The sequence below is a fragment of the Pseudovibrio sp. Ad13 genome, from assembly GCF_001623225.1.
Taxonomy (GTDB): Bacteria; Pseudomonadota; Alphaproteobacteria; order Rhizobiales; family Stappiaceae; genus Pseudovibrio.
On sequence record NZ_LMCC01000020.1, the window covers coordinates 1 to 26,230 of the forward strand.

General features: G+C 50.4%; 30 protein-coding genes. 16 read left to right on the forward strand and 14 right to left on the reverse strand.

The annotated features are described in order from the left end of the window. Positions 1–292 precede the first annotated feature (292 nt). From PsAD13_RS24355 to PsAD13_RS24375, 5 genes are all read left to right on the forward strand, one after another. Positions 293–775 (forward strand): NUDIX domain-containing protein, encoded by a 483-nt coding sequence (locus PsAD13_RS24355; RefSeq protein ID WP_244271790.1) that lies wholly within the window; start codon positions 293–295, stop codon positions 773–775. A gap of 10 nt (positions 776–785) precedes the next feature. Then, entirely contained in the window at positions 786–1,796 is a 1,011-nt protein-coding gene (locus PsAD13_RS24360) for an NAD(P)H-dependent glycerol-3-phosphate dehydrogenase (protein WP_063319731.1), read from the forward strand. Between the two features lie 85 nt (positions 1,797–1,881). Beyond that, positions 1,882–2,172 carry a YciI family protein gene (locus PsAD13_RS24365; RefSeq protein WP_057461912.1) on the forward strand — a complete coding sequence of 97 codons (291 nt, stop codon included), beginning with the start codon at positions 1,882–1,884 and terminating at the stop codon, positions 2,170–2,172. Between the two features lie 83 nt (positions 2,173–2,255). Beyond that, on the forward strand, positions 2,256–2,684 hold the full coding sequence (locus PsAD13_RS24370; protein ID WP_057461924.1) for an EVE domain-containing protein: 429 nt from the start codon (positions 2,256–2,258) through the stop codon (positions 2,682–2,684). 7 nt (positions 2,685–2,691) lie between these two features. Continuing rightward, positions 2,692–3,345 carry a 50S ribosomal protein L11 methyltransferase gene (locus tag PsAD13_RS24375; protein ID WP_063291781.1) on the forward strand — a complete coding sequence of 218 codons (654 nt, stop codon included), beginning with the start codon at positions 2,692–2,694 and terminating at the stop codon, positions 3,343–3,345. Between the two features lie 15 nt (positions 3,346–3,360). Here the strand turns inward: PsAD13_RS24375 and PsAD13_RS24380 are convergent, their stop codons facing one another. Further along, on the reverse strand, positions 3,361–3,726 hold the full coding sequence (locus PsAD13_RS24380) for a hypothetical protein (RefSeq protein WP_063290347.1): 366 nt from the start codon (positions 3,724–3,726) through the stop codon (positions 3,361–3,363). Positions 3,727–3,965: 239 nt separating this feature from the next. Here PsAD13_RS24380 and PsAD13_RS24385 point away from each other — a divergent pair, with 239 nt between their 5' ends. Both PsAD13_RS24385 and PsAD13_RS24390 read left to right on the forward strand, forming a co-directional pair. Then, the gene (locus tag PsAD13_RS24385) at positions 3,966–5,138 is read left to right on the forward strand and encodes a M20 aminoacylase family protein (protein ID WP_063319732.1); all 1,173 of its coding nucleotides are present in this window, start codon (positions 3,966–3,968) and stop codon (positions 5,136–5,138) included. A 74-nt stretch (positions 5,139–5,212) separates the two neighbouring features. Then, positions 5,213–6,163: a threonine/serine dehydratase gene (locus tag PsAD13_RS24390; protein WP_063290349.1), complete on the forward strand. Its 951-nt coding sequence runs from the start codon at positions 5,213–5,215 to the stop codon at positions 6,161–6,163. A gap of 45 nt (positions 6,164–6,208) precedes the next feature. On the opposite strand, the gene PsAD13_RS24395 is transcribed toward PsAD13_RS24390, so the two are convergent. The 5 genes from PsAD13_RS24395 to PsAD13_RS24415 all read right to left on the reverse strand — a co-directional run bounded on the left by PsAD13_RS24395 (position 6,209) and on the right by PsAD13_RS24415 (position 10,275). Further along, entirely contained in the window at positions 6,209–6,940 is a 732-nt protein-coding gene (locus PsAD13_RS24395; RefSeq protein WP_063319733.1) for an amino acid ABC transporter ATP-binding protein, read from the reverse strand. Next, on the reverse strand, positions 6,937–7,611 hold the full coding sequence (locus PsAD13_RS24400; RefSeq protein ID WP_057465115.1) for an amino acid ABC transporter permease: 675 nt from the start codon (positions 7,609–7,611) through the stop codon (positions 6,937–6,939). The genes PsAD13_RS24395 and PsAD13_RS24400 overlap by 4 nt, the downstream gene beginning before the upstream one ends. A 128-nt stretch (positions 7,612–7,739) precedes the next feature. Continuing rightward, positions 7,740–8,486 carry an amino acid ABC transporter substrate-binding protein gene (locus PsAD13_RS24405; protein WP_057465114.1) on the reverse strand — a complete coding sequence of 249 codons (747 nt, stop codon included), beginning with the start codon at positions 8,484–8,486 and terminating at the stop codon, positions 7,740–7,742. Between the two features lie 371 nt (positions 8,487–8,857). Beyond that, positions 8,858–9,550: a TenA family protein gene (locus PsAD13_RS24410; protein ID WP_063319734.1), complete on the reverse strand. Its 693-nt coding sequence runs from the start codon at positions 9,548–9,550 to the stop codon at positions 8,858–8,860. A gap of 275 nt (positions 9,551–9,825) precedes the next feature. After that, on the reverse strand, positions 9,826–10,275 hold the full coding sequence (locus tag PsAD13_RS24415) for a GNAT family N-acetyltransferase (RefSeq protein ID WP_208986917.1): 450 nt from the start codon (positions 10,273–10,275) through the stop codon (positions 9,826–9,828). 774 nt (positions 10,276–11,049) lie between these two features. On the opposite strand from PsAD13_RS24415, the gene PsAD13_RS24420 reads away from it, so the two are divergent. After that, positions 11,050–11,688, forward strand: coding sequence for a DUF2971 domain-containing protein (locus PsAD13_RS24420; protein ID WP_193777094.1), 639 nt, complete (start codon positions 11,050–11,052; stop codon positions 11,686–11,688). A 51-nt stretch (positions 11,689–11,739) separates the two neighbouring features. On the opposite strand, the gene PsAD13_RS24425 is transcribed toward PsAD13_RS24420, so the two are convergent. The 3 genes from PsAD13_RS24425 to PsAD13_RS24430 form a co-directional block, all read right to left on the reverse strand. Further along, complete coding sequence (locus tag PsAD13_RS24425; protein ID WP_057465112.1) at positions 11,740–12,777, reverse strand: aspartate-semialdehyde dehydrogenase; 1,038 nt, start codon at positions 12,775–12,777, stop codon at positions 11,740–11,742. Positions 12,778–12,883: 106 nt separating this feature from the next. Further along, on the reverse strand, positions 12,884–13,018 hold the full coding sequence (locus PsAD13_RS28535) for a hypothetical protein (RefSeq protein ID WP_275078115.1): 135 nt from the start codon (positions 13,016–13,018) through the stop codon (positions 12,884–12,886). 160 nt (positions 13,019–13,178) lie between these two features. After that, complete coding sequence (locus PsAD13_RS24430) at positions 13,179–13,946, reverse strand: 2-phosphosulfolactate phosphatase (RefSeq protein WP_063319736.1); 768 nt, start codon at positions 13,944–13,946, stop codon at positions 13,179–13,181. Positions 13,947–14,008: 62 nt separating this feature from the next. On the opposite strand from PsAD13_RS24430, the gene PsAD13_RS24435 reads away from it, so the two are divergent. From PsAD13_RS24435 to PsAD13_RS24445, 3 genes are all read left to right on the forward strand, one after another. Beyond that, positions 14,009–14,770 (forward strand): murein L,D-transpeptidase family protein, encoded by a 762-nt coding sequence (locus tag PsAD13_RS24435; protein WP_208986918.1) that lies wholly within the window; start codon positions 14,009–14,011, stop codon positions 14,768–14,770. 199 nt (positions 14,771–14,969) lie between these two features. Next, positions 14,970–15,467: a hypothetical protein gene (locus tag PsAD13_RS24440; RefSeq protein ID WP_208982061.1), complete on the forward strand. Its 498-nt coding sequence runs from the start codon at positions 14,970–14,972 to the stop codon at positions 15,465–15,467. Positions 15,468–15,537: 70 nt separating this feature from the next. After that, complete coding sequence (locus PsAD13_RS24445) at positions 15,538–16,047, forward strand: N-acetyltransferase (RefSeq protein WP_063308277.1); 510 nt, start codon at positions 15,538–15,540, stop codon at positions 16,045–16,047. Positions 16,048–16,065: 18 nt separating this feature from the next. Here the strand turns inward: PsAD13_RS24445 and PsAD13_RS24450 are convergent, their stop codons facing one another. Both PsAD13_RS24450 and PsAD13_RS24455 read right to left on the reverse strand, forming a co-directional pair. After that, positions 16,066–16,560: a hypothetical protein gene (locus PsAD13_RS24450; protein WP_057465107.1), complete on the reverse strand. Its 495-nt coding sequence runs from the start codon at positions 16,558–16,560 to the stop codon at positions 16,066–16,068. Positions 16,561–16,633: 73 nt separating this feature from the next. Next, on the reverse strand, positions 16,634–17,050 hold the full coding sequence (locus PsAD13_RS24455; RefSeq protein ID WP_063290359.1) for a hypothetical protein: 417 nt from the start codon (positions 17,048–17,050) through the stop codon (positions 16,634–16,636). 217 nt (positions 17,051–17,267) lie between these two features. Between PsAD13_RS24455 and PsAD13_RS24460 the strand changes: the two genes are divergently transcribed. Then, complete coding sequence (locus PsAD13_RS24460; protein WP_063319737.1) at positions 17,268–18,392, forward strand: choloylglycine hydrolase family protein; 1,125 nt, start codon at positions 17,268–17,270, stop codon at positions 18,390–18,392. Between the two features lie 62 nt (positions 18,393–18,454). Here PsAD13_RS24460 and leuB read toward each other — a convergent pair whose 3' ends face one another. After that, complete coding sequence (gene leuB / locus PsAD13_RS24465; RefSeq protein ID WP_063319738.1) at positions 18,455–19,576, reverse strand: 3-isopropylmalate dehydrogenase; 1,122 nt, start codon at positions 19,574–19,576, stop codon at positions 18,455–18,457. Positions 19,577–19,765: 189 nt separating this feature from the next. Between leuB and PsAD13_RS24470 the strand changes: the two genes are divergently transcribed. After that, positions 19,766–20,689 (forward strand): NAD-dependent epimerase/dehydratase family protein, encoded by a 924-nt coding sequence (locus tag PsAD13_RS24470; RefSeq protein ID WP_084404814.1) that lies wholly within the window; start codon positions 19,766–19,768, stop codon positions 20,687–20,689. 12 nt (positions 20,690–20,701) lie between these two features. Here the strand turns inward: PsAD13_RS24470 and PsAD13_RS24475 are convergent, their stop codons facing one another. Continuing rightward, the gene (locus PsAD13_RS24475; RefSeq protein ID WP_063319739.1) at positions 20,702–21,097 is read right to left on the reverse strand and encodes a VOC family protein; all 396 of its coding nucleotides are present in this window, start codon (positions 21,095–21,097) and stop codon (positions 20,702–20,704) included. Positions 21,098–21,402: 305 nt separating this feature from the next. Between PsAD13_RS24475 and PsAD13_RS24480 the strand changes: the two genes are divergently transcribed. The 3 genes from PsAD13_RS24480 (at position 21,403) to PsAD13_RS24490 (ending at position 25,277) form a co-directional block, all read left to right on the forward strand. After that, positions 21,403–22,782, forward strand: a complete 1,380-nt coding sequence (locus PsAD13_RS24480) for an MATE family efflux transporter (protein WP_063319740.1) — start codon at positions 21,403–21,405, stop codon at positions 22,780–22,782. Positions 22,783–22,983: 201 nt separating this feature from the next. Further along, entirely contained in the window at positions 22,984–23,463 is a 480-nt protein-coding gene (locus PsAD13_RS24485; protein ID WP_063319741.1) for a CesT family type III secretion system chaperone, read from the forward strand. Further along, positions 23,460–25,277 (forward strand): hypothetical protein, encoded by a 1,818-nt coding sequence (locus PsAD13_RS24490; RefSeq protein WP_063319742.1) that lies wholly within the window; start codon positions 23,460–23,462, stop codon positions 25,275–25,277. The genes PsAD13_RS24485 and PsAD13_RS24490 overlap by 4 nt, the downstream gene beginning before the upstream one ends. 47 nt (positions 25,278–25,324) lie before the next feature. Here PsAD13_RS24490 and PsAD13_RS24495 read toward each other — a convergent pair whose 3' ends face one another. Beyond that, positions 25,325–26,215 (reverse strand): DMT family transporter, encoded by an 891-nt coding sequence (locus PsAD13_RS24495; RefSeq protein WP_063319743.1) that lies wholly within the window; start codon positions 26,213–26,215, stop codon positions 25,325–25,327. Positions 26,216–26,230: the final 15 nt, after the last annotated feature.

The window sequence follows — 26,230 nt, forward strand, 5'->3', positions numbered from 1 at the left end:
GCCTGCTCCCAATGCCTTTCGGAGGAGATCTTGTTTCATACAAAAACGCCCGGGCAAGGCGAGCAGCCAATGCCGAAGAAACTAATTTACTTACAATGCGCAGGCACTGCCTGCTCGCCTTGCTCACACCCGAACTTTCGGGGCATTCCGTTCCACGCTGCAGGTAAAACCATGCGGCGCTAAAGCGCGTGTCATGCTGCTTATTATGTGCAAACTGCTATAACGCCTTGCTTGCAACAAACTCCTGCAAATAACATCTGCCAAATTCAAACAACATTGATTTGATTGATTCATGGTGGAAACGACATTGCAGCCTCGGCACAAAGCCTACGTCTACATGACCTGCGGCACACATCTTCTCGTTTTTGACGAACCGGAAACAGACATCGCAGGCACATTGCAGGTGCCAGGTGGAACACTGGATCCGGGCGAAAGCTATCTACAGGCCGCCAAACGCGAGTTTGAAGAAGAAACCGGTCTGAGTGTTTCCGGCGCACTCGAACAGTTTACAGGGCATGACTTCCTGTATGACGATGCCCTCACCTCAGGTCCGGAGCTACACCGCCGCAAATTTTTCCATCTCAAAATTCAGGAAAAAGCAAAGCAGACTTGGGATCATTACGAAATGAGCCCAAATGACGGTGGAGATCCTATCCTCTTTCGCTTCTTCTGGGTTGATTTGGCAGACAACGAAACTAAGTCCAAGCTAACAATGCACGGAGGGTTCGATATCCCTCTTGAGCAACTGTGTGAACGACTGAACATCACCCAATAAGGAAAACAACATGACCACTGCTCTAAACAAGATCGCTGTAATTGGCGGAGGATCTTGGGGAACTGCGCTCGCCTTGGCAGCCGCAAGAGCAGGTCGGGAAGTCTCCTTATGGGCCCGCGATGCGGAAACCATCGCCGCAATAAACGCCAGCAAACAGAACCCGAAATACCTGCCCGGCATCGAGTGGACAGAGCAAATCACCGCTACCGGCATCCTCAAGCATGCTGTCAGCGGTGCTGACGCGCTCCTACTCGTCACCCCGGCACAAACAACACGGGCGATGACAGAAGCGATCAAGCCGTTCTTAAAGCCTGCAACACCAATCGTTCTCTGCGCAAAAGGCATCGAGCAATCAACCGGCCAGCTCCTGTCTGAGGTGATCAAGTCCGTGGCGCCTGATGCCATCCCGGCAGCGCTGTCCGGCCCAAGCTTCGCACATGACGTGGCAAAGGGCTTGCCAACAGCCGTCACAATCGCGGCTGAAGACGGTGCAGTAGCAGATCAGCTTTCCGCAGCACTCGCCTCAAACAGCTTCCGCCCCTATGCAACTGATGATCTCATCGGCGTGCAAATTGGTGGAGCTCTCAAAAACGTGCTCGCAATCGCATGCGGCGCAGCGGTCGGCTATGGCCTTGGCGCCAGTGCACAGGCAGCTTTGACGGCCCGTGGCTTCGCAGAACTGACCCGCCTCGGCATGGCACTCAATGCCAGAAGCGAAACGCTCACAGGTCTGTCTGGTCTTGGCGACCTGGTCCTCACGTGTTCCTCAACCCAATCACGAAATTTTGCCTTCGGCTTAAAGATCGGACAGGGTAGAACACCGCAGGAATTGGTCGCACCGGGACAAAAGCTTGCAGAAGGCGCTCACTCCGCTAATATCGCGGTCGCCTTGGCAGCCGAACATGGTGTCGACATGCCAATTGCAAACACCGTGTCACAAATCGTAGCTGGGAAAATCGACGTCGCACAGGCTTTGAGCGACTTAATGACGCGCCCCCTCAAACGAGAGACACACCCCTAGTAGAATCCTTTTAAGCTAGGAATTGCCTGGTTGTATATCAGGGATCAAATGGTTAGGTTGAAAACCTGCTACTGGAGTATCCAATATGCTGTACGCTCTCATCTGCACTGATAAGGCGCATTCTGAAGACCTTCGCCAGAAAACACGACAAGACCATCTCGATTTTCTCAAGGGTCTTGGTGATCGCTTGAAGGCAGCTGGTCCTTTTATGTGTGATGACCTCGTATCTCCGACGGGTTCGCTGGTCTTGGTAGAAGCTGCGAACAGGGACGAAGCATTGGCAGTAGCTAATGAAGATCCTTATTCACTCGCAGGCCTCTTTGAATCTGTTGAGATCCGTCCTTGGAACTGGGTAATTAAGAACCCGGAAGCCTAATTTTGTTGTAAGTATTACAACACGTCAATTCTGGAGCACCAGCCTCTCATTGTAGACAGGTGCTCTTTTTAATGGAGGCAAAGTTGCAATACTGGCTGTTCAAATCCGAACCTAACAAGTGGTCTTGGGATCATCAAAAAGCCAAGGGCGAAGAAGGCGAAGAGTGGGACGGTGTACGCAACTATCAGGCCCGCAACTTCATGCGCGACATGAAGATCGGAGACCGAGGCTTCTTCTACCATTCCAACATCGGCAAAGAAGTTGTCGGCATCGTAGAGGTCTGCGCGCTCGCACACCCGGATTCCACAACCGATGACCCACGCTGGGAATGCGTAGACATCAAAGCCGTCAAAGACCTCCCGCAGACAGTAACACTGGCGCAAGTGAAGGCCGAAGAACGCCTTTCCGATATGGCCCTCGTGACTTCCATGCGTCTTTCTGTTCAGCCAGTAAAGCCGGAAGAATGGGCCGTGGTTCTGGAAATGGCAGGAATGGACCCATCTGAAGTCTGATCTCACGATGAAAATTACGGACCGGCGCGCTTTTATTTTGGAACAGACACGGCAACACCCTGTTCCTCATGCGCCGTCCATATTCCTTCACCTGGCAGACGAAAGCGTCGATCTCTGGCGCATGGGTGAAGAGGAGCTTGAAGAGCGCGGAGTCCCCTCACCATTCTGGGCATTTGCATGGGCAGGCGGACAAGCACTGGCACGCTACGTTCTCGACAATCCCGAGACTGTTAAGGACAAACACATCCTCGACTTCGCCAGCGGCTCAGGCCTCGTCGCTATCGCCGCAATGAAAGCCGGAGCAGCCTCAGCTATCGCAGCAGACATCGATCTCTTCGCTGCAGATGCCGCACTTATCAACGCAAACCTGAATCAGGTTACAATTCAAGTCAGCACTAAAGACCTTCTGGGAAGCTCTCTTGGTAATTACGACCTGATTTGCTGCGGCGATGTCTTTTACGACCCGGATATGACCACAAGGGTTCTTAGTTGGCTAGACACCAGTCCTAAGGAAAAACCAATTCCGGTTTTGGTAGGAGACCCTCGACGCTCCTATTTCCCAACCTCACGTCTCACCCACCTGCAAACCTATGAAATTCCAGTACAGCGAGAGCTGGAAGACAACGAGACAAAAAAGACACCCGTCTACGCGTTTTCTTGACTCTCTGAGTATCAATTACCGGCTAGGTCGGCTCATTTCCTCAAAGAACCGAGCAAGCGATTCCACATTCGCATCGGTTTTATAGGGGGATGTCAAAGCACACTCGACAATCACATTCCGCTTATCAATCTGAAGCGAGAAATCACTGGTCAGCGGCCACATACTCCAACTGTCCCGCAAGGAGTTGTAACGCAAAGAAGTCCCGAACAGACCACCATTCACGAGAAGATTGATCGAGACATTGCGTCGAAAATCAAAAGGACCAGTTTCAAACTCGGCTTTGGCAGGCAAAAGGCTGGTGTATCGATTGGCTTTGTTGAGAAACATCCATTGCTGTTTCTCCTCTGTGACATTCCGAAAAACACTCCGATAGATCGCCATACTGCCTCACCGCTGTTGAAGTTGAACAAACTGCAATATGTGACCTGACGTCAGCGATAACTTAGCGTGATTAAGCTGTCCTTGGGTTAGTTAAGGAGCCACATTGGCAGTTCATTTAATTTTACTCAACTGACCCTTTTGCGATTGATTTGCTCTTGCAATATTTCACTGCACTGGGCCAAAGTGAGGTTCATTTTCTAATCTCAATAAGAATCCGAAGTATTTGAGGGAGCACTCCGATGCCAACCATTAATCGTCTTGCAGAAATGCACGATGAAATCACCGCTTGGCGCCGTGATTTTCATGAACATCCTGAAGTTCTTTATGAGACACACCGGACATCAGCAAAAGTAGCCGAAATTCTGAAAGAGATCGGTGTTGATGAAGTCACCACAGGTGTTGGCCGCACAGGCGTAGTTGGTGTTATCAAAGGCCGCAACGGCGGCGCTGGCAAATCCATCGCCCTTCGCGCTGACATGGATGCCCTTCCAATGGCCGAAGAAACCGGCAAGGAATACGCATCCAAAAACGAAGGCGCAATGCACGCATGTGGTCACGATGGCCACACCGCAATGCTGTTGGGTACAGCGAAATATCTTGCCGAGACCCGCAACTTCGACGGCACAGTCATTCTCGTATTCCAACCAGCTGAAGAAGGCGGCGCTGGCGCAAAAGCAATGATGGACGACGGCTTGTTTACCCGTTGGAACGTTGACGAGATCTACGGCCTGCATAACCAGCCAGGCACTCCGATTGACCACTTCGCAACCCGCTCTGGCCCACTGATGGCATCCACCGATGAGTTCACCATCACAGTCAAAGGCGTCGGCGGCCACGCAGCATACCCACACAACACAATCGACCCTGTGGTGGTTGGCTCACAGATCGTGTCTGCCCTGCAGTCCATCGCATCCCGCAATGTTGGACCACTGCAGTCGATTGTAATCTCAGTGACTTTCTTCCAGGCCGGCACTGCATACAACATCATTCCAGACACAGCGAAACTGGGTGGTACCATCCGCACATTGAATCAGGATGTCCGCAAGCAAGCTGCTCAACGCGTGAAGCAGGTTGTCGAGGGCGTTTGTGCTGCAAACGGTGCTGGTGTGGACTACGATTTTGCAGATGGTTACCCATCCACATCAAACCATCCGGATCAGACCAAATTCGCAACCCAGATTGCTGCTGACATTGCTGGCAGCGCAGACAAAGTTGATGAAAACATCGACCCAACCATGGGCGGCGAGGACTTTGCTTACTACCTGGAAGAAAAGCCGGGTGCTTTCATCTTCCTTGGAAACGGAGAGTCTGCTGGACTGCACCATCCGAAATATGACTTCAACGATGAAGCTATTCCATATGGCTGTTCCTATTTCATTAAATTGATTGAAACTGCAATGCCAGCAACCTAAAGTGCACATTGCAATTTTCGAAGCCTCGGATTTTTCCGGGGCTTCTCTATATATTAAATATTCAGGCCATTACCGTGCAGATATCAAAGCAAGCCATTGAAGTCGCTCATAAACGAATTCAAAAATACATTCGCAAAACTCCGTCTATTGTGAGCGGTAACGGCACTTTTGGCCTGAAGTACTCCATTTCTTTGAAACTGGAACACCTGCAGCATTCAGGTTCCTTCAAAGCCCGTGGAGCATTCAACTCATTACTAAACAACTCAATCCCGGAAGCTGGCATAGCAGCAGCCTCAGGTGGCAATCACGGTGCTGCCGTTGCCTGTGCAGCTCATGCACTTGGCAAGAAAGCCAAGATCTTTGTCCCTGAGATCTCCAATCCAGCGAAGATCGATAAGATCCGCAGCTTCGGCGCGGACGTCCATGTCGAAGGTGCCGCCTATGCGGATGCTGCAGCACTCTGCACCCGCTACCAGCAGCAAACCGGCGCAATTGATATTCATCCATTCGACGCCATAGATACAATCAACGGTCAGGGCACCGTAGCATTAGAATGGGCAGAACAAAGCTCAGACCTGGATACCATCCTTGTGGCTGTCGGCGGCGGAGGCCTCGCAGCAGGTGTTGCAAGCTACTATGCAAACAGCCCCACCAAAGTCATTGCTATAGAGCCATTTGGTTCCTGCTCCATGAACGCAGCGCTTAAAGCCGGCGAGCCAGTTGACGTAGAACTCGACAGCATCGCAGCCAACGCACTTGGTGCAAAGCGATGCGGCACCTTCCCGTTTGAGGTCGCAAGAAACCACATCGCAGAATCCATCCTTGTCGAGGATGACGCCATTCTCGCCGCGCAACGCCGGCTCTGGAGAGAGATGCAGCTCGTCGTCGAACCAGGCGGCGCAACGGCACTGGCAGCTCTGATCTCCGGTGCATACAAGCCAGAAGAAGGCGAGCGCATCGGTGTCTTATTGTGTGGTGGTAACGCTGAACTCATTCAGGTCAACAACACCCTGTCTGGCCGATAAAAGAAAAGCGGTACATCCGTAGGGAGGTACCGCTCTTGGAATTCTCTAAAGAACTTTACGCAGAAAACTGCGGGTTCTTGGATCATCTGGGCTCGTGAAGATCTTATCAGGTGGGCCCTGCTCAACAATGCGCCCGCCTTCCATAAACAGAACACGATCAGCAATCTCTTTTGCAAACGCCATCTCATGAGTCACGATCAACATCGTCTGATGAGCCTGCGCAACGCGGGTAAGCAGCTGCAGCACTTCATCAACCCACTCAGGATCAAGCGCAGAGGTTGGCTCATCAACCAGCATCAGCTCTGAGTTGCTCGCCATCGCACGGCCAATACCAACGCGCTGCTGCTGACCACCAGAAAGAGACGCAGGATAGGCAGCAGTCTTATCTGCCAGACCGATATCCCGCAGAATTTCATCCGCTCGCTCAAACGCAGTCTCTTTGGCTTCACCACGAACGGTGATCAAGCCTTCAGCAATATTCTCGCGTGCCGTCTTGTTGGCAAACAAGGCGTAGTTCTGAAACACAAACGCAGTTCTCAGACGCATCTCTTTGATCTGCGCGGCATTCGCCTTTTGAACATCAATGCTTTTGCCATCAAGAACATACTCACCCTGCTCTGGTGTCTCAAGGAAGTTGAGACAACGCAGCAAAGTGGATTTACCGGTCCCGGACGGACCAATAATGGCGATGCGTTCGCCTTTTTTGATATCCAGGTCGATCCCGTTCAACACAGGGACACCATTATAGATTTTCGTGAGCCCGCGGATCTGGATCATCTGGAAACAGCCTTTGAAAGTCGGTTTTCAATTTGGGTCTGAACGAAAGCAAGGCTCTCAACCACAGCCCAATAAATAACGGCAACGACAATAAACGTCTCGAAGTACAGGAAGCTTCCTGCTGCTTCTTTCTGCGCAGCACCCATCAATTCAGTCACACCAAGCGTAAAGGCCAGACTGGTGCTTTTGATCAGATCGATGAAGTAGTTAATCAGCGTTGGCGCAGCAACACGCGCTGCTTGCGGCAGAATAATCCGGCGCATCATCTGACCGGTAGACATACCAATCGACTTTGCTGCTTCCCATTGGCTACGGTCAACACCAAGGATCGCCGCACGGATACTCTCAGCCATGTAAGCAGAGAAGTGCAGAGTCAGACCGATAATCGCAGCTGAAACTCCGTCAATCGCAGTGAGGAACGAAAAGAGCTGCGGCAAACCGTAGTAGAACAAAAACAGCTGCACCAGCAGCGGCGTTCCACGAAAGAAGCTGATAAAGAGCCGCGTGATTGCATCCAAGACAGGAAAGCGCACCACGCGGATAATTGCAAACAGCGATGCAAGTATAAGCGCCAAAATCATGGACACACTTGCCATACCCAAGGTTAGGGGTAAGTACTTTAAAAGGATCGGCAAAAGGCCGAGCATGTAGTCCAGATCTAAGGCGCGCATAATCAGTTCTTATTATTAGAGCATGCCCTCGAACGACGGGAGTAAATTCCCGAAGGCATGAAAAAGGAAAAGCAGTTCCACCAAAGATTCTTAGATGCGAACTGCTTTACTAATTCTGAACGGACAGCTTAGTCAGCTTTGGTGATGTCCGCTCCAAACCACTTGTCGGAAATCTCAGCCAGCTTGCCAGAAGCTTTCAGTTCGTCGATTGCAACGTCTACCTTAGCAGCCAAAGCTTTACCATCTTCATCAGTACGGAACGGCATTGCGTTGCGAATTTCAGAGAATGGGGCACCAGCCAGCGCCAGCGGCAGTGGAGTTTCTTTGATCACCTGAGTTGCACTGATGCGGTCATGAATAAACGCATCAACACGGCCAAGAGCGGTATCCTGAGCCAGGTTGCTTTCATAGGTGCGGATGTCAATTTCATCAGCAAACGGCAAACCGCGCAGAAGCTCTTCAAAGTTGGAACCAAGGTTTACAGCAACGCTTTTGCCTTTAAGGTCTTCAACGCCACCGATTTCTTCGTTGCCAGCTTTTACAACAACCTGCGCACCGTCATAAACGTATGGCTGGGAGAAGGTGAACTTGGCTTCACGCTCAGGTGTAATGGTGATCTGGTTTGCAATAGTATCAATGCGACCAGCTTCCAAAGCACCAATCAGGCCGGAGAAGCTCATGGTAACGAATTCAACTTCATCACCAGTCTGCTTGGCAATTGCGCGAGCAACGTCAACTTCAAAGCCCTGCAGAACATCTTGCTTAACAAACGTGAATGGGAAATACCCACCAGACATGCCCACACGGATTGTTTCAGCCTGAGCAGGAACAGCCACGAGAAGGGCAAGTGCAGCAACAGTAGAACGAGAGAACATAATCTATTCCTGATTACTATTATTTTGTTGAGCTCGTTCTATCAGAATGAGGAAAATTTTCTACAATTAGCGGAGCTGTAAGCTTATTTAAATCAAATAAACTACCAATACTGGAATTTATTAGAATTAGATGCCACAGAATCTCACATGCATAAAAAATACTTCCCATAAGGCGTACCGAGACAAAATCTCATTTGAGAACACCTTGTCACTTTCTGCAATTTTCCAGCAATATCACGGAGATGTTACAGGTAAAACGTGCAGTTACCCCTAGTTTTTAGCCAATACGTATAACTAGGGACCTCCCCCTTTGAAAAAAAATGCTCCCCGTAAAACAGAGAGCATTTCTGGTCCAGATCTGAAGCCTTTTGTCAGCTCACCATATCGAAGAACTCGGCTTCAAGCTCACACATATGAGTAAAGCTCTCTGAGATCTCGCTTTGGCGCTTCACGCGTTCCTCTTCGCCAATCGAGTTCACTTCCCGCTTAATCCACTCAATGAACTCTCCAAACTCATCGGTCGCCAGAAACTCAACCCACTCAGCAAGGTAGAACCGCTCAGGTCGTGGCTTGGCTGCTTCCCGATGGCCCCATTCGCGATAGATCCACTCCGAAGCCAGCAATGTTGCCATGCCATCAACGTAGTGACCTTTGCCAGCTGTCGACAACAGCGTTGCGCCAATTGCCCGGGTAATCGTATTGGGCTTTGCAGCCTCATAAACCTCAGGCGCGATGCCCAGTTCTTTAAAGGTGCGCTGAAAATAGCCCAGTTCATTAGAAGTCAGTTGCTGCGCAAAGCCAGACAACCGTGCTTTAGCAGCCATTGTCGGCGCCTTGGCAATCAGGAATCCAAGCGCAGATGCCAAGTCCTGAATGTAGTGGTAATCCTCCAACAAGTAACGGGTGAACACCTCGGCACTCACTGTGTCGTTACCAACAGCACTGGTAAACGGGTGATTGATCGCCTTATTCCAAGCAGGTCCTGCAGATTTCACAAGCCAATCCGTAAAGGTCTCATCCGTATGAGTGATCTTGTAGTTGGCATAACTTGCAGTGTTCAGCATTCTCGTGTGCCTCCCAACACATTGTCCTGAAGCGCATCCTCCTAAAAGTGGTTCGGATATTCCCAAAAAGGACACGCATGGCAAAAACGCTAAGAGCAGGAAGCGTCAATCTTGAGAAACGCAAAGTGCTCTGGCTTACATCTACTTCGAACAATGCCACTCAGAGTTACGCTGCACTAGACGGAGATCACCGTATATGCCCCCTGCAATTTTAGGGGTATCATCTCGCGCCCGTCGTACTGCACCACACTGCACCCTCTACTTTGGCGGGAAAACTAAGCCTTCCACTCATACAAAATATCTGGTGCACCTTCTTCATTCTCTGAACCACTTGTCCGCTTCACTTCCTTAAACCCATGCGCATCGTAAAATGCTCTCGCATCCACATTCTCAACAAAGCACATAAGCTTCAGACTTCCGGAAGAGTGAGCTTTTGCTTGGTTTAAGAGCTTTGTACCAACGCCCTTCCGCAGGTGCCGCGGATCCAGATAAAGCTGTTCTACCCAGTCATCTTTGGTGGCCATCATACCTATGATTTGCTCATCTCCCATGACTATTGTCAGTTCATTCTCTTTAAAAACAATATTCTGAAAGAACCAAAGATCTTCTTCTGGCGTGTGCAGTCTAGGTATAAATGAAAGGCATCGGTCTCGCGAATGCCGATACATGCGAGCGACCTCAGGCAACTCTTCATACTGCGCTGCTCTAATTTCAAGTGTCTGCATATTCCCCCCATAATTTGGGAAAAACCTAGCATAACCTTTACGTAAAGTATTCCCGCAAACACCAATAGCACCACATGGCATCCCATGCAGTGTTGAACCAGAATTCCCGGAAGTCGGGATGAGCAAGGCGGCAGGCAATACCTGCGCTATTTATTAGTAATGAGTCTTCGGCATTGGCTACACGCCTTGCCCGGGCTTTCTTGTAATGAACTACGTCGCCTCTTTTGCCTATAAGGCACGATAGCCGGTTTCCCGGAAAGAAAGTGGCTTATCCAGACACGTTTCCATGCCCAAACAGTTCCTCCGTCTTTGATAGACACTTTCGCAAAAGCAGGTTTTACTGCCGGTGCTCTTGGATCTATCGCCGCGTGATACCCTATAGTCCTGGGCCCTTCCCCTCAAACCATGCGGTCACGTTTGAAGTTCGGTTCACCGGACCACTGAAAGGTGCGTTACGTCTCCCAACAGCCCAACCCAGCCTACGACAAACTGACGGTCGCTCCGCCAGCAGCCCGCTACGTAGGCATGTCTTTCAAAGTAAGGGAAGAAAACACGAGGGGGATAAGTTTAATGCCATCTATCGAAGAAAGCATATTCTATAAAGAACCAATACAACTAAAGAGAGATTAAGATATATTATACACCATCAACAAAGAGCATCTTTACGACATGAACTCTCATCCAATCCCGCGCCTATATAAATACCTTCCTTGCAATGAATACACATTCAGATCTCTTTCGGTACCAGCACTGTGGTGTGGTGGTACAATGGACATGAACGATCCATTTGAGTGTATGATTTCTCACAAACCTAATTTCTCAGAGGATGAGTTTGAGTATTTTCGCCAAAACTTTTCCCCTAAATCAAAACCATTCATTGGCAACAAAAAAGGCGAGTGGCGCGATTTGAAAGATATCGAAGTTCAAGAACTAATTAAGTCATTTAGAGATCAAATAATCAGTGGCTTTGCCTTTTGCGCATTAAGTGAAAACCCCCTCGATATCCTGATGTGGTCACACTATGCGAATGGTCACAAAGGCTGTGTAATTGGGATTGATTTTCCAGATGATATAAATGGGCACCTCAAGAAAGTCAGATACCTTGATGAGCCCAATAAAGTTGATCTAAAACACTTCACTGACTTTCACTCGGGCAAAACTAGGGATCTTACACCACTAATTGAGAATTTAAGCGTCAAGGCACCAGATTGGGAATATGAAAATGAGTGGCGAATCTGGCGCAACGCTCCAAACTACTTTCACTTAGGTGATTATCCAATCAAGGAGGTTCTGTTTGGTGTTAGAACTCCTCCAGAAGTCAAAATGATTGTCCTCAAGTTACTAGATCTGCCAGATAACTTTAAATACAATGATTTAGAAGTCTATTATAACCCGCCTCGCCTTGTGAAATAAAAAGGGCACCCTAAAAGGTGCCCTCCCTAATCTCATCAGTAGCTGAAAAGCTTATGCAGCAGCTTCTGCTTTTGGCTTAATCAGGCCGCGGTTCACCAGGACCTCAGCAATCTGAACTGTGTTCAGCGCAGCACCTTTACGCAGGTTATCGGAAACAACCCACATGTTCAGGCCGTTCTCAACGGTCGCGTCTTCACGGATACGGGAAACGTAAGTCGCATCTTCGCCAGCGCACTCATAAGGAGTGACATAGCCGCCGTCTTCACGCTTATCGACAACCAGAATGCCCGGCGCTTCACGCAACAGGTCCTGAGCTTCTTCAGGAGAAAGTGGACTGTCCAGTTCCATGTTCACGGACTCGGCATGCCCAACAAACACAGGCACACGAACAGCTGTACAAGTCACTTTGATGGTAGGGTCGAGCATCTTCTTGGTCTCAGCGAGAACCTTCCACTCTTCCTTGGTGTAACCATCTTCCATGAATTCATCGATATGCGGGATCACATTAAACGCAATGCGCTTGGTGAACTGCTGAGGCTCAATCGGGTCGTTTACGAAAACAGCGCGGGTCTGGTTGAACAATTCATCCATCGCATCTTTACCACCACCGGAAACGGACTGGTAAGTGGAGACAACGAGGCGCTTGATACCAGCTTTTTCGTGAATTGGCTTAAGAGCAACAACCAGCTGTGCAGTGGAGCAATTCGGATTAGCGATGATGTTCTTCTTTTTGAAGTCAACAATATCATCAGCATTCACTTCAGGCACGATCAGCGGAACATCCTGATCATAACGCCATGCAGAAGAGTTATCGATGACAACACAGCCCTTGGCAGCAATCTTCGGAGCCCACTCTTTCGCGATGGTACCGCCAGCAGACATGAGGCAGATATCAACATCGGAGAAATCAAAATTCTCCATCGCTTTAACTTTCAGCGTCTTGTCACCAAAGGAGATTTCTTTGCCCTGAGAGCGGCGAGATGCCAATGCAATCACTTCATCAGCTGGGAAACCACGCTCTGCCAGAATATCCAGCATTTCCGCACCCACATTGCCGGTAGCACCTGCAATCGCAATCTTATAACCCATTGGTTTTGTCCTCTTCGTCTCCCCCGCTGGCTTCCGGAGGCTGACTGCGCCCGGTGAGCCCTCTGGCGCCCTCCGTCCCGGGGAGAGCGCGGGAAAGAGAGGCACCTTAGACGGTGGTCTTTGTCGTTTTCATGGTGATTGTCTTGGTAGTAGTCGCGGTCACTTTTGCAGCCGACATCATGCCCGCGGTTTTCGCCGCAGTGCGCATGAATTTTGTTGTGTCGGTCTTGCGAAGGAACATTCCGCGTAACTCTTTCCCAATAAATAGATCGCGGGTTTCATGCCTTCACACGAAAGATTTGTCAACAGTCTTTGCTATGGCAGAGCTTCAACATCACTCAAGCGTGACACGCACGCACCAGCAAAACCGCCGAAAAACAGGGTTTTACCAATGAGAATCTTCATTCAGGCAAAATAAACCCTGATGTAAGCTCAACTTTTGAACGACCATGACTTGCACGCGAAACGTCAATAAACGCATTCACCACCTTCCCGCCAAGCTCAACTTGCCGCAGTTCAGGCACACAGTTTTCCGAATCCAGGTCAGCTGCCCACTCCACATCAACTGTGTAACCACGGTGTGTCAGTTCCTGCCCACTCGCGCAGCCCTTTAGCGCACCGAGCAAATCATCGGCACACGAAAGATAACCCGCCCGAGCAATCGAGGCTTCTGGCGACATCGCGCAGTCCAGCATATGTGCAAGTGCACCGCAGGCCAGTTGATCCTCGAAGGTAGGCCGCAAACTGCCATCCGGCCACTTCTCACCCGCAGCAACCAGTAAGACTTTGCCGGAAATCACCTTAAGATAAGCCGCCACCGCTACTGCATTCCGAAGTGCAGCAGCAAACACCCGCCCTTCTCTCGGCAAAGCAGAAAGCGTCGCACCGTTGGGGCTGGGCAACACCAACACATCGCTAGCAGAGAGTTCCATGAGCGTTGGTGGAGACAATGAATAACCGCCCTCCCGGCGCTTCCCGGCACAAACTCCGCCAATCTCAACAGCCAGCGCTTTCCCCTCATCGCGATCAGCAACGGGCACCACCCTCGCTCCTCTGCCACAAGCAACAGAAGTCGCTGTCGAGAAGCTCAGGCAATCAACAATCACAGTCGCAGCAAAGCCATCACTGCTTGCGTTCCGTCCCCATTCCAAATGCACAAAGTCAGCCATAAACAACCTCAAAATGATATATTTTTTTCGTTCTCTATAAATTTCTTTTGAAAGATTTCTCAATGCGTTTCGTTAAATATCTGATCGCTATCAGTATGGTTGCCATTGTCACTGTACTATCAGTCACAATCGTAACTAGATATGACTCCTCACAGCCCTACTTCTCATCAGAGTCCTATTGGTTTGCCAAATCAGCGAACATCAAAGACGTAAGAAAGACTCTCACTCCATATCTTGCAGCAGAACTGAGAGAGAAGAATTTGAGCCTCAAACAGCCTGTTTTTCTGCGTATTTTCAAAGAAGAGGCTCAGTTAGAAGTTTGGAAGCAAAAAAACGGCGATTATGAACTCTTCAAAACCTACGATATTTGCTCGTTTTCTGGAGGATTAGGACCCAAACTAAAAGAAGGTGATAGGCAAACGCCTGAAGGATTTTATCAAGTAACAACACGTCAGCTAAATCCTAAAAGCGTAAATCACCTTGCATTCAATCTTGGTTTCCCAAACGCCTTTGACAAATCTAATAGTCGGACTGGATCATTCCTAATGGTTCACGGCAACTGCTTATCAGCAGGCTGTTATGCAATGACTGACAAGGGAATGGAAGAAATTTACTTACTGGTCGAAAATGCCCTGCTAAGTGGTCAAGCTTCCGTGGACGTTCACATCTTCCCATTCCATATGACAGAGACCAACATGGCTATCCATGCCAACAGCCGTTGGTTACCCTTCTGGAAAAATTTACGAGAAGGGTATTCTCATTTCAACGATAGAGGCGTCCCACCGAGAGTTTCAGTTGCGGCAAAGTCATACGCCTTTCAATGAATGTTACCAACGCCTTCAGCCACAGCAAAGCCATCGCTGCTTGCGTTCCGTCCCCATTCCAAGTGCACAAAGTCAGCCATAAACAACCTCAAAATGATAAAACCGTGGGCACCGGAAAAAGTGGGCCAATCAATCCTTGCATGGTATCGCGTCTGCACTCAGTTTGAACAGGGCGATCAAAAGTCACAACGGAATAATGATGGACCTCCTTTCTCAATTGCAAGCACTTGCTGTCGATCTCGAACGCTCTCAGCTGCCAGAGGTCTTCAAGTATGCATGGTGGGTCTATCCGGCAATCAACACAGGCCACATCGTCGGGCTGGCCATGCTATTCGGTTCCCTCGTCCCGCTTGACCTGCGTATGATGGGTATGTGGCGCTCCATACCATTATACGACCTTGCACGCCCCCTCACCCGCATTGCCCTTCTGGGCGGCCTGATCGCGATCACCACTGGCATCTTCCTGCTTTCAGTCAAAGCGCAAGTATACGTCAACGCGCCCATATTCTGGGCCAAGTCAGGCTTTTTCACACTCGCCCTGCTCAACGCATTGTTCCTGCGCTTCAACAAACCATGGCGCTATCTGGCACAAGTCGACTCCCGCGGCACCATCCCCCGCTTCAAATCCGCTGGCTTCATCTCGCTGTTCAGCTGGCTCGGAGTCCTGATCTGCGGGAGAATGTTCGGGTACCTCTAGTCCGATAAATCAGTAAGCTTTCCTATTTTTCGTGGCACAGAAGCTAAGCTAAACAGAACGGACAAAACCGATGATCATCCGCACAGAGCTACCATCTGATGTCGAAGCAATCCGCAATCTCGTTTATGCAGCTTTCGAAAACCACCCACACCATGAACCCGGCGCAAAGCCAACAGAGCACCTGATCATCGACCAATTGCGTGCCAGCGGTGAGCTGACACTGTCACTCATCGGAGGGCAAGCTGGCGGCATGGTAGGTCATATCGCTTTCTCTCCTGTAACAATCGATGGTGAGGACAAAGGTTGGTATGGCCTTGGCCCAGTGGCCATTGCTCCGAAACATCAGGGCAAGGGCTTTGGCTCAGCCCTAATCATGGAGGCAATGCAGCAAATCAAGCAGATTGATGCCAAAGGTGTCGTTTTGCTTGGGGAGCCGGACTATTACAGCCGCTTCGGCTTTCAACAAACAGAAGACCTCGTCTTCCCCGGCGTGCCAGCGCAGTACTTTATGCAGCATACCTTTGAGGGAGAGACACCAACAGGCACCCTCGCTTATTCCGGGGCCTTCGCAGCAAGCTAATATGATGAAGAATTACGGCTACTCATCACATTTGTCGGGCAGGGCCTGGCTCAAAGGCTTATCCGTTGGCTTCAACTCAGCCTTGTTAATCGCAATGGGTGAGTAAGGCGGATCGGTAATCGTGCCCGGCACCACCATATGTAAAACATAACAGCCCGCATAAACCTGCGAAGTGCCGTCGGAAAGATGTGTTTCAATCGCTACCGGAAGTGGCCAATAGAGCTGGCTCATGCCTGCATCTGGCTGAGTAGACCCATAGCGCAGCTGCACGGACTCCGTTGTTCGAAACCCTTCCTTCCACTCCTCAAAGTTCTTAGGTGGGGTGTTGAAGTAGCTATACGCCTGCACATACTCTTTGCGGTTGATGGCATTATAATAGCTTTCAATCACCGCTTGGGGTGTGCTGCGGTCATCCATGTAAGGAATGCCATCAAACACCAGGGCATTAGCGCTCGATGCACCACAAACCGCCAGTATTGCGCAGGCTCCGGCAAGCCGATTTCGATTGAACATGGTTGTGTCCTGTTACTTTTTTAAATCACACAACCAAGTTCAACAAAGACAAGCTAATGCAGGTTTAAACCACTCACTGTGCTCTCATATAGACCGCTTCGTTGGTAAACGAACCGGCATCCAACAGGTGTACAGTTTGATAAACCGTGAGCTGAGAACCGTCTTCATTCAGCTCGCGCTTGGCAACCATAATGCTTAGGCCGCCGCGCTTTGCTTCAGAAACCAGATCACCATCCGTGTTCAAAGAGAGGGAAAGCGTATCCGCAAACGGGTTTTGCGGCATAGGGCGATCTTCCCCATCAGGAATGCCTGAGAAGTTGGCCTCAACGGTCTCGCCTTCGCCTTCCACGGTTTTCATGAAGAAACCGATCTCGCCATTCTTCTCGACAATTTTCAAACTGCCGCCCCAAGGCACAGAACCCTGCTCATAGTTTGAGGCATCAGGATCCAGAATCCAGGTTCCGAGGAAGGGTCTTAAACGTTCATCCATGCTCTGTCTTTCAGCAATGCTTCTCAAAATTTGTCTTGGCTCAGGCTTATGCCGCACACGGGTTTTTCGCGCAACCAAATCACACGGCTAACTCCCGTGATTAACATCCAGTAGCCAAACTTCCAAAAAACCAATCTTAAAGCAGCAGGCACATCTAACGGAACTTTTGCGCTCTTCGCAGACAATCACAAGCAAAAGAACTCATTCCGGAGGCCTCATGCTCAAGCGCTTTGCCAGCAAACCAATTGCCTTGTTCAAGATCAGCTTAGCCCTACTCGCTTTTGTTCTTCAGCCGATGGCCGCAAATGCCTGCACCAGCTTCGTCCTGTCCACCGTCGACAACATCAAAATGTATGGACGCACGATGGAGTTCGGCAAGCAGATCCCCACTAAAATTGGGCTCATCCCACGCGGTTACAAGTTCCAATCTCAAATCAATGATGAAGTGGGCCACAGCTGGACTGGCAAAATTGCTGTGATTGGCGCCAGCATCTTCGACAGCCCCGCCTTGGTTGATGGCATGAACGAATACGGTCTGTCCGGTGGCGCCCTCTACTTCCCCGGCTCTGCAGCCTACAAAAACCCGTCAGATGATGAAGCGCAGCGCGCTAAGGAAATCAATCAGGTAGACTTCCTCGTCTGGATGCTTTCAACCTTCAAAACAGTCGAAGAAATCAAAGTCAATCTGGATCAGGTCTCATTAGTCGGAACCTTCTACGAGAGCATGGATGAGATCCCGCCGCTTCACTACACCCTGCATGATGCAGCTGGCTTTTCCATCATCATCGAGCCCATAAATGGCGAGTTGAAAGTCTACGACAATCCTTACACCGTGCTCACCAATTCGCCAGACTTCGAGTGGCATGTCCAGAACATCCGCAACTACCTGTTCCTCTCTCCATTCAACATTGGCTCTACTGAGATCATGGGACAGGAACTAGCCCCCTTCGGTCAGGGTTCTGGCTTGCTTGGCATCCCCGGTGACCCAACGCCGCCTTCCCGGTTTATCCGTGCTCTGGGTTTAATCTCCACCATTGACGCCGCTGAACTAAACAAGAACCGGCTTGTCACTATGGAGCATGTGCTCAACAACTTCGACATTCCAAAAGGGTTTGTAAGGCCTGCAATTTCACCAGTTGAGCAGGAACAGGAAGCCAACGATTACACCCAGTGGTCGACCATTGCTGACATTGAAAACAGAAAGTACTTCATCAAAACCTACGAGAACCCAACGCTGCATGGCGTGAGTTTTGAAGACTTCGATGTCACAGGGTCACAGATACAGTACGTGAATCTGCCAAGTCCCAAACCCACTCAACCGCTGCTGCCACCCATGCAATAAAAAACAGGGCTCCCGAACCAACGGAAGCCCTGTTTCAAATCTTTAAACTCTGAACTGCCAGCTTATGCTGAAACACCTGCAAGAGCAGTCAGCTCGGCAACAATGGCATCACCCATCTGTGCGGTGGTGATGGTGGCTTCACCATCCTTCGCAATGTCTTTTGTGCGCAGACCTTTATCCAGTGCGTTGGAGATTGCTTTTTCAACCATGTCGGCCTCTGCAATCTTCTGGAAAGAGTAGCGCAGCGCCATTGCAAAACTTGCAATCATTGCAATTGGGTTAGCAGCACCTGTGCCAGAGATGTCAGGAGCAGAACCGTGCACTGGCTCATATAGAGCTTTGCGCTTACCGGTTGCTTCATCAGGCGCACCAAGAGAAGCAGAAGGCAGCATACCCAGAGAACCAGTCAGCATCGCCGCAACATCAGACAGCATGTCACCAAACAGGTTGTCAGTTACAATAACGTCAAACTGCTTTGGCCAACGCACCAGCTGCATGCCGCCAGCATCTGCCAGCATGTGGTCCAGCTCAACATCTGCGTAATTTGCTTTGTGAGTGGCAGTCACAACTTCGTTCCAAAGCACGCCGGATTTCATTACATTGCGCTTTTCCATGGAACAAACTTTGTTGTCACGGGTGCGCGCAAGATCAAATGCAACGCCAGCAATACGCTCAATTTCGTAGCTGTCGTAAACCTGCGTGTCGATACCGCGCTTCTGGCCGTTGTCCAGATCGATGATCTCTTTCGGCTCACCGAAGTAAACACCACCGGTCAGTTCGCGAACGATCAGAATATCCAATCCTTCAATGACGTCCGGCTTCAAAGAAGACGCATCAGCCAGCGCTGGATAGCAAATCGCAGGGCGAAGGTTTGCAAACAAACCAAGATCTTTACGCAGACGCAGCAGGCCAGCTTCCGGACGCACCTCATAAGGCACATCGTCCCATTTAGGACCGCCAACAGCACCGAAGATAACAGCATCAGCTGCCTGTGCTTTCGCCATATCTTCTTCAGAGATGGAAACGCCGTGTGCATCGTAGGCACTGCCACCAACAAGGCCTTCGTCATACTCGTAAGTATCTTCGCCCTGCTCGTTGAGCCAGGCGATAACCTTTTTCACCTCCTCCATGATTTCAGGACCAATTCCATCACCAGGAAGAAGCAGGAGCTTGTTGGATGCCATGGGTCAATATCCCCGTTTTCTGCAAATTGAAGTTGACCATTTGTGCCGCCTCGCCTCACTCATTGCAAGGTTCAATATTTCAACGAAAATGGATGGGTGCTCAACTATTGCCACACAGACAGGTTTCTTTAATCCCACTATGCTAGATTTTTCAAACTGAGAGTGGACAGTTCTAAGGCACTGCAAAATATGCATAACTTGTTAGTCATAGGTGGATCGGGCTTTGTGGGTGCATCTCTCATCCCGGCCCTACTTTCGAAGGGATATAATGTAACCCTGCTCAACAGAGGCACACGCCCGGTTCCGGGAACCAAGCAGTTGGTTGCAGACAGAAACGATCCTTTTGCCATGCAGCAGATCACCGATAAATTCGAAGCGGTAATCGATACAAGCGCTTATACGCGAGAGCAGTCGAGGATTGCATTCAACACCTTCGGCATCCATGCCAAAAAGTGGATTCACCTCTCCAGCGCAGCGGTTTACAAAGAAACCAAAGGGCACTTACCGAGCGAAAAAGACCCGATCGGCGGAGCGTCCGTGTGGGGCGTTTATGGCAGAGATAAATCTGAAGCAGACCACTTCCTGCTAAATCAGGAACACACACCAGCCGTCGCCATCCGCCCGCCTTATCTATATGGCCCCAACAATGATATCGACCGAGAGCAATTTGTCTGGGCGCGTGCTTTAACAGAACGCCCGATCATCCTGCCCGGTAATGGCCAGACCAAACTGCAGTTTTTGCACGAAGAAGATCTCGCAAGCTTTATCCTCTATCTGCTGGCGATGCATGCCATGCCGACCGAAGCCGTCAATCTGGCGGACCCGCATATCCTGACCATCGAAAAATGGGTGAAGATGCTCTGCGATATTGCAGAGGTCGAACCAGAAATTCTCTACGGCAATGATATGGCGCCCAGCATCCCAGCCCGTGAGTATTTCCCGTTCCGCGATTACGATTGCGCACTCGATGTGACCAGATATCTGGAAAACTTCGATTGGCAACCGCATTACAAACTACGTGATGGCTTCACCCACACCTTCAAAAGCCACAGCAAAGAGGAGCTCGCCAAAAGCTCCCCTCCTACACTGGCTGAAAAGGCGATCGAGTACTAAGTTGGGAAGCGGCTACTGGTATCGCCCGTGCCGCTCCAACATCTCGATTCGATATCCATCGGGATCAGTCACAAAGAAGAACCGTGCCAGCAGAGTGTCTTCCACGAAGAACTCTTTGATGTCCTCCGGCGCAAGCCCTTCCTCCTGAAAACGCTTATGTTCAGCAGCCAGCCCATCCACACAGAACGCGATGTGCCCGTACCCATCACCTAATGAATATGGCTCGCTGCGGTCTTTGTTGACTGTGAGCTCAACCTCAAAATCATTCTCCGCATTGCGCAGATAAACCAGCGTAAAGCTGTCAAAATCCAGCCGCTCGGCAATTTCCAGACCAAACGCTCTACGATAAAACGCAAGCGAACGCTCTTCATCCAGAACTCGGATCATCATGTGAATTGCTTTTGCCATGGAAGGACCTCTCAGCAGAATTAACTGCAAGAGGAGTAGGTCGCACAAGCCACCGTCGTCAACCGCAACATGACACATATCCGAACTGCCCTTTACCAGTTCACAAATCTTGCTCAATTGAGCTGGGCCACTTGCAGTAACAATGCACGCCACCTATGATCGCGGTGTGGTTCGGACACCCGCCGCTCGCAAGCATACCGCTCTGGTGAAGCTCCATCTTTTCTACATCAAACCGCATAATTTCAGCGGTTTACTGGCAACGCGAGCTCCAGCACTTTCCCGCTTCTGAACTGAAAGCAGTTTTGATGTCTGACGTTTCTTCTTCCAAACCGGACAATATTTTTCTGTCCGGCTCCATACCTATTCTCTTTGCAAAAACCGCAATCCCCCTCAGCCTTGTCATGATGGTCAATGGCTTACACACCGTCGTCGACGCCTATTTTCTGGGAACCTATGTGGGTACACAAGCGCTGACTGGCGTCACCCTCATGTTCCCTCTCTTCATGATTCTGGTTTCCCTGTTCACGCTCGTGTCCAACGGCTTCGCCAGCATCTATGCAAGGGCCTTTGGCGCTAACAACCACCGCATCGCAAAGAAGATCATCGACAGCGCAATCGCCCTTGCCCTGATCGTCTGCGGCATCCTCATTCTGGGGTTTCTGATAGCAGGATTTCAGCTTGCCCTGTTCCTGACCAACGGCTCTGACGAGCTAGCTGGAATTGGCTATCAATACATGGCGATCCTCATTTTGGGCTCGCCGCTGGGGTTTGTTCTATCCATCAACATCGACAGGCTGCGTTGTGAGGGATTACTGCCTCTGATGACAGTCATCACTCTGAGCTCCGCATTCCTGAACATCTTCTTCGATTGGCTTTATGTGGTGCAGTTCGGCTGGGGCGTGGCAGGCTCTGCTTATGGAACATTGACAGCACAGCTGATCTCATTGGTGGCGCTGATCGTCTATTACACATCCAAGCGCAGAGAACTTTCCTTCCTGAATTGGCGGCCAGTGAGCTTCCAATGGAAGTCTCTCATCGCTCTTGGCGTTCCCCAAAGCCTTGGCTACACGGGCGTCTCGCTGGCAGCTGCCGTCACTTTGTTTGCAATTCAGCTTTGGGCCGGAAGCAACTATGAAGTCACCGCTGGTGCCTATGGCATCATCACCAGAATGATGACCTTCACATTCCTGCCTCTGCTAGGTCTCAGCATGGCGCTACAATCCATTTCAGGAAACAACTACGGCGCCCAAAAGCACGACAGAACCGCACAAACCTTGAAGATCGCGATCATAATCTCGCTCATCTACTGTGGCGGTGTTCAGGCAATCTACTTCCTGTTCAGCTCCCAGCTGGGCGCTATCTTTGTCGATGACGCAGCCACAATCGCAGACGTAGAGCGCATCATACCAATCGTGTCCATGATGTTCTTCCTCTCTGGTCCGTTGATGATGGTGGGCACGTTCTTTCAGGCGATCGGCGATGCCGCCCGCGCAGGCATTCTGATGCTGGCCAAAACCTACCTGTTCGCAGTCCCGCTTACCCTCATCCTACCTTATGCAATGGGAGAAGCCGGTATTTGGTACGCCAGTGTGTTCTCAGAAGTTCTGCTGCTGGGCCTCACCTTTGTCGTCGTGCTGGCTCATAAACGAGCTGCGACTCCAGCCACAGTTCTCGCGAACACATAACCACCACCCCCTCGCACACTCTTCACGGTATGCGAGGGGCACAAGTTTGTTGGCAACCTGTACCAAACAAGACAGCAGCCTCTCCTCACCTCCACTAAATCTAGTCTCATGGATGCATCCCCTTGCAACAGACGAACCGTCTTTATTGCAAGAAACAGCATCAACGGCATACACGTTCTATGGTGAGGCGCGCGAGACTGCATGACTGATTTGGTAAACGCACTGCTGATCGAACTCGGCAACAGAATTGGCTTTGACAACTTCTCCCTGAACGAAGACGACCAGATTTTCCTCGGTCTTGATCAGGACCTCGCCATGAGCATCGTCTGGCGAGATGAAAGCCAGACCCTCCTTTTCAATGCTGTTGTCAGCAAGCGCAACACCAACAACCCGCAAGTCCTTCAGGCTTTGATGCAGGCCAATTGCGTGTTTGCAGACAGTCATGCCATGGCGTTTAACATCAACCCAAAAGCAAGCTGCATAAATCTCTCCATGGTGGTGACAATCTCCGACAGATCCTCCTTTGCCCTGCACAACAAGCTGGACATGTTCATCCGCACAGCTGCCTCCTGGCACGAGCGCCTCAAAAATCCAGAAGGGCTCAGCCCGAATTGGGATAACCCAAGCCACGCCAACCCCTGCCAGACCGATAACTTCGCAGATTTTGGAGCAAGAGTATGAGCACCATTGAACTCTCCAGTTTTGTAACTGCAGCCCAATTCGACAACGGTCTGGACAAACTGCACACCACGCAAGAGGCCGTTACACAACGCACCTCTCATACATCGGTTGGCGGAAAGGTACTCTCCTGGGCCAAGCTCCATATCACTGGAGATGGCCAGAAATCTGCAGATCAGACCCGTTTTCAGGAAGCATTGAAATCAGAATTCGGCAAAGAAGTCGGTGAAGCCGCTTACAAGGCTTTCGCACCAGGTGATGGGAAAGCCCACAGCTTGACCAAAGCACAGGTACTGGACACAGTTGAGTTAGCACTCACAACTCAGGAAAATAAAGCCGAAGAGCTCAATGTAACTACACAAACGGCTATCCTCGCAAGCATCACCAATACGCATGGAGCAGAGGTCGCAGCCAATGTCACCAAATTGCTGGAAGGCTCAAGCGAGTTTGCAAAGGCTGGCGAAAATCCTGAGCAAATAAAGCCAATTGTCTCACAGATTGCAGAAGATGTTGCGAAGAATTTGGAAGCAATAGACGCCAGCATCACTCAGCACATTGAGAAACTGGGCGACCGTGAACACCTGGCAGCAGCTGCTTCAGAGGCTGGCATCCAGATCGACTGGGACAATGTCTCCCCTGAGCAGATCACAAAACTGCAGGGAAACACGAAAATCAAACTGGAAGAGCAGTCCAGACCAGACAAATCAAACTCATCTATTCGCGGCAGTTTGAAAGATGAACAGGTACAACAGGCAGTAAGTAATCAGCTGCGCGCCATCGAAGCGCTGCAGTCAATAAGCGCAGGCGGAGCTGCACTAGAAAGCGTCTTCTCAGAGTTGGGCCTGCCAGCAGAGAAGGTGAGCGCAGCGGCATTTGGTGAAATCGCAACCGTATTGAATGGCGTCTTCAACACGGTTTCCGGTCCTGAAGGCACGAACGACATTACAGATCAAATCGATGATATTCTTCAGAAAAGCATCATCAACAGCGCTGTTCAGGACGTGTTGAAATCGACACTGAGAGAAGCAGCCCAAACAGATGAGTTCAGCTCCCAGATTGCCCCGTTTATTCCTGAAGGAACCCCAAAAGAAATAAAAGCCGCGCAGAAATGGTTGCCTGATCTGGCTGCCAAAGAAATTGTACGCTCAATAAAAGACGACAATGACTTTCAGGAGCAAGGCGGAATCGTCAATGCAGCAAAGGCTGAGCTTGGCAAGCAGATAGAGACAGCTCAAAGCACCAATGAAATCATCAAGGGCTTTGTAGAACACCTGACGGCTGATGAAATCAATCCAGAACTGCTGACCGAGTTCATAGCAAAGCACTCCAACAACGCGGATGGTTTGGGCGGTGACGACAACAAGTTTGCCGCAGAACGTCACTTCACGAAGATTTTCAATGAGCGCCCGGAGATCCAGCAACAGTTGAACACCGCTTTCCGCTCCGAAAAGCTCAAAGAGAACTCTCAGGTGGTGAGCGAGGCTATCGAGCTCATCACGAAAAAGGTCGAGAATCAACTGGTCAACCGTCTTCAGCAGGCAGGCAAACACCCGACAGAAGCTTATGCAACCGCTTCAGTGATCTCATCCACACTGAAAGGCCCATTCGTTCAGTTGTTTGCACCTTTACTGGACTCGCTAGATTCCCCTGATGAAAACACAGTCTCAGAAGGCGAATTCCTGGAGCAAAAGCAGGCAGTAACAGATGCCTTCTTCTTCCCGAGTGATCCGCCGGAAGACGCAGCTGAAATTGCAAACGGTCTTGTAAAGAGCTTCCATAATCTCTTTGAGAAGCACAACCTTCAGCTCAGCTTCTGATCTAGCAAAGTGTGCCAGCAAACATCCAACTGCTGGCACCAGTCCTGTTACAGCAAAATCACTGCTGTTCCGCCGAGCGATAGCAGAGCACCGCCCCAGGCCAGAGGTCTTGGCATGTTTCCTGTTCGCATCCAGAGCAATGGCAGAATAAAGACAGGCGACAGCGAACCAAGAATGCTGGCAACTGCTGCATCATAATGAGCGTAGGCATAAAGCAGCAGCGAAACAGATATGCCATATCCAATAAACCCGGGCAGCACGACGCGAAACAACAGCATCCAGCTCATCTCAGTTGAAGCCTGCACCGCAGAGACAGGCATCAATCCAACCAGCGCCACAATAAACGCAGCGCCGGTAACCCGCACAGCAGATGCTGCCAGCGGCTCAGTCCCAGCAACAAGCAATGGTTTCAGGACAAGCATTCCAATCCCTTGCGAAGCAGCTGCAACAAGCGCCAGCAGCACAATCACAACCAACCCACCACTGCGACGAGTAGCTTCTGTTTCCTGATCAGAACTTCCAAACAAAATCGCCAGGCAAATGCCGAACAGAGCGATTGCGATGCCAACAACTTCGGTAAAGCTCAGCTCCTCACCAAGAAACGCAAAGGCAAGCACAGCAACGATCGGCGTTTTGAGAGAGAGCAACAACTCTGTTTGCCGTGGCCCAGCTCGACGCAAACACGCCATCAAAGCCAAATTGCCAATGATCACACTGACAACAACGCTCACCACAAAGGCAGGCCATTGGCTCCAATCAACTGTTTGCCAGTACCCCAACACAGAGCAAAGCACACACAGGATAGCGCCGGATGTTAGCAGTTGAATGCGCGTAAATTCAAAAACGCCAACACGTTGTAGCGGTCGGTGGGCCAACATTGATCCACATGCCCACCCTAATGATGCCGCCAGAGCAGACGACACCGCGAAAACAACCATAGCAAAACTCTCCAA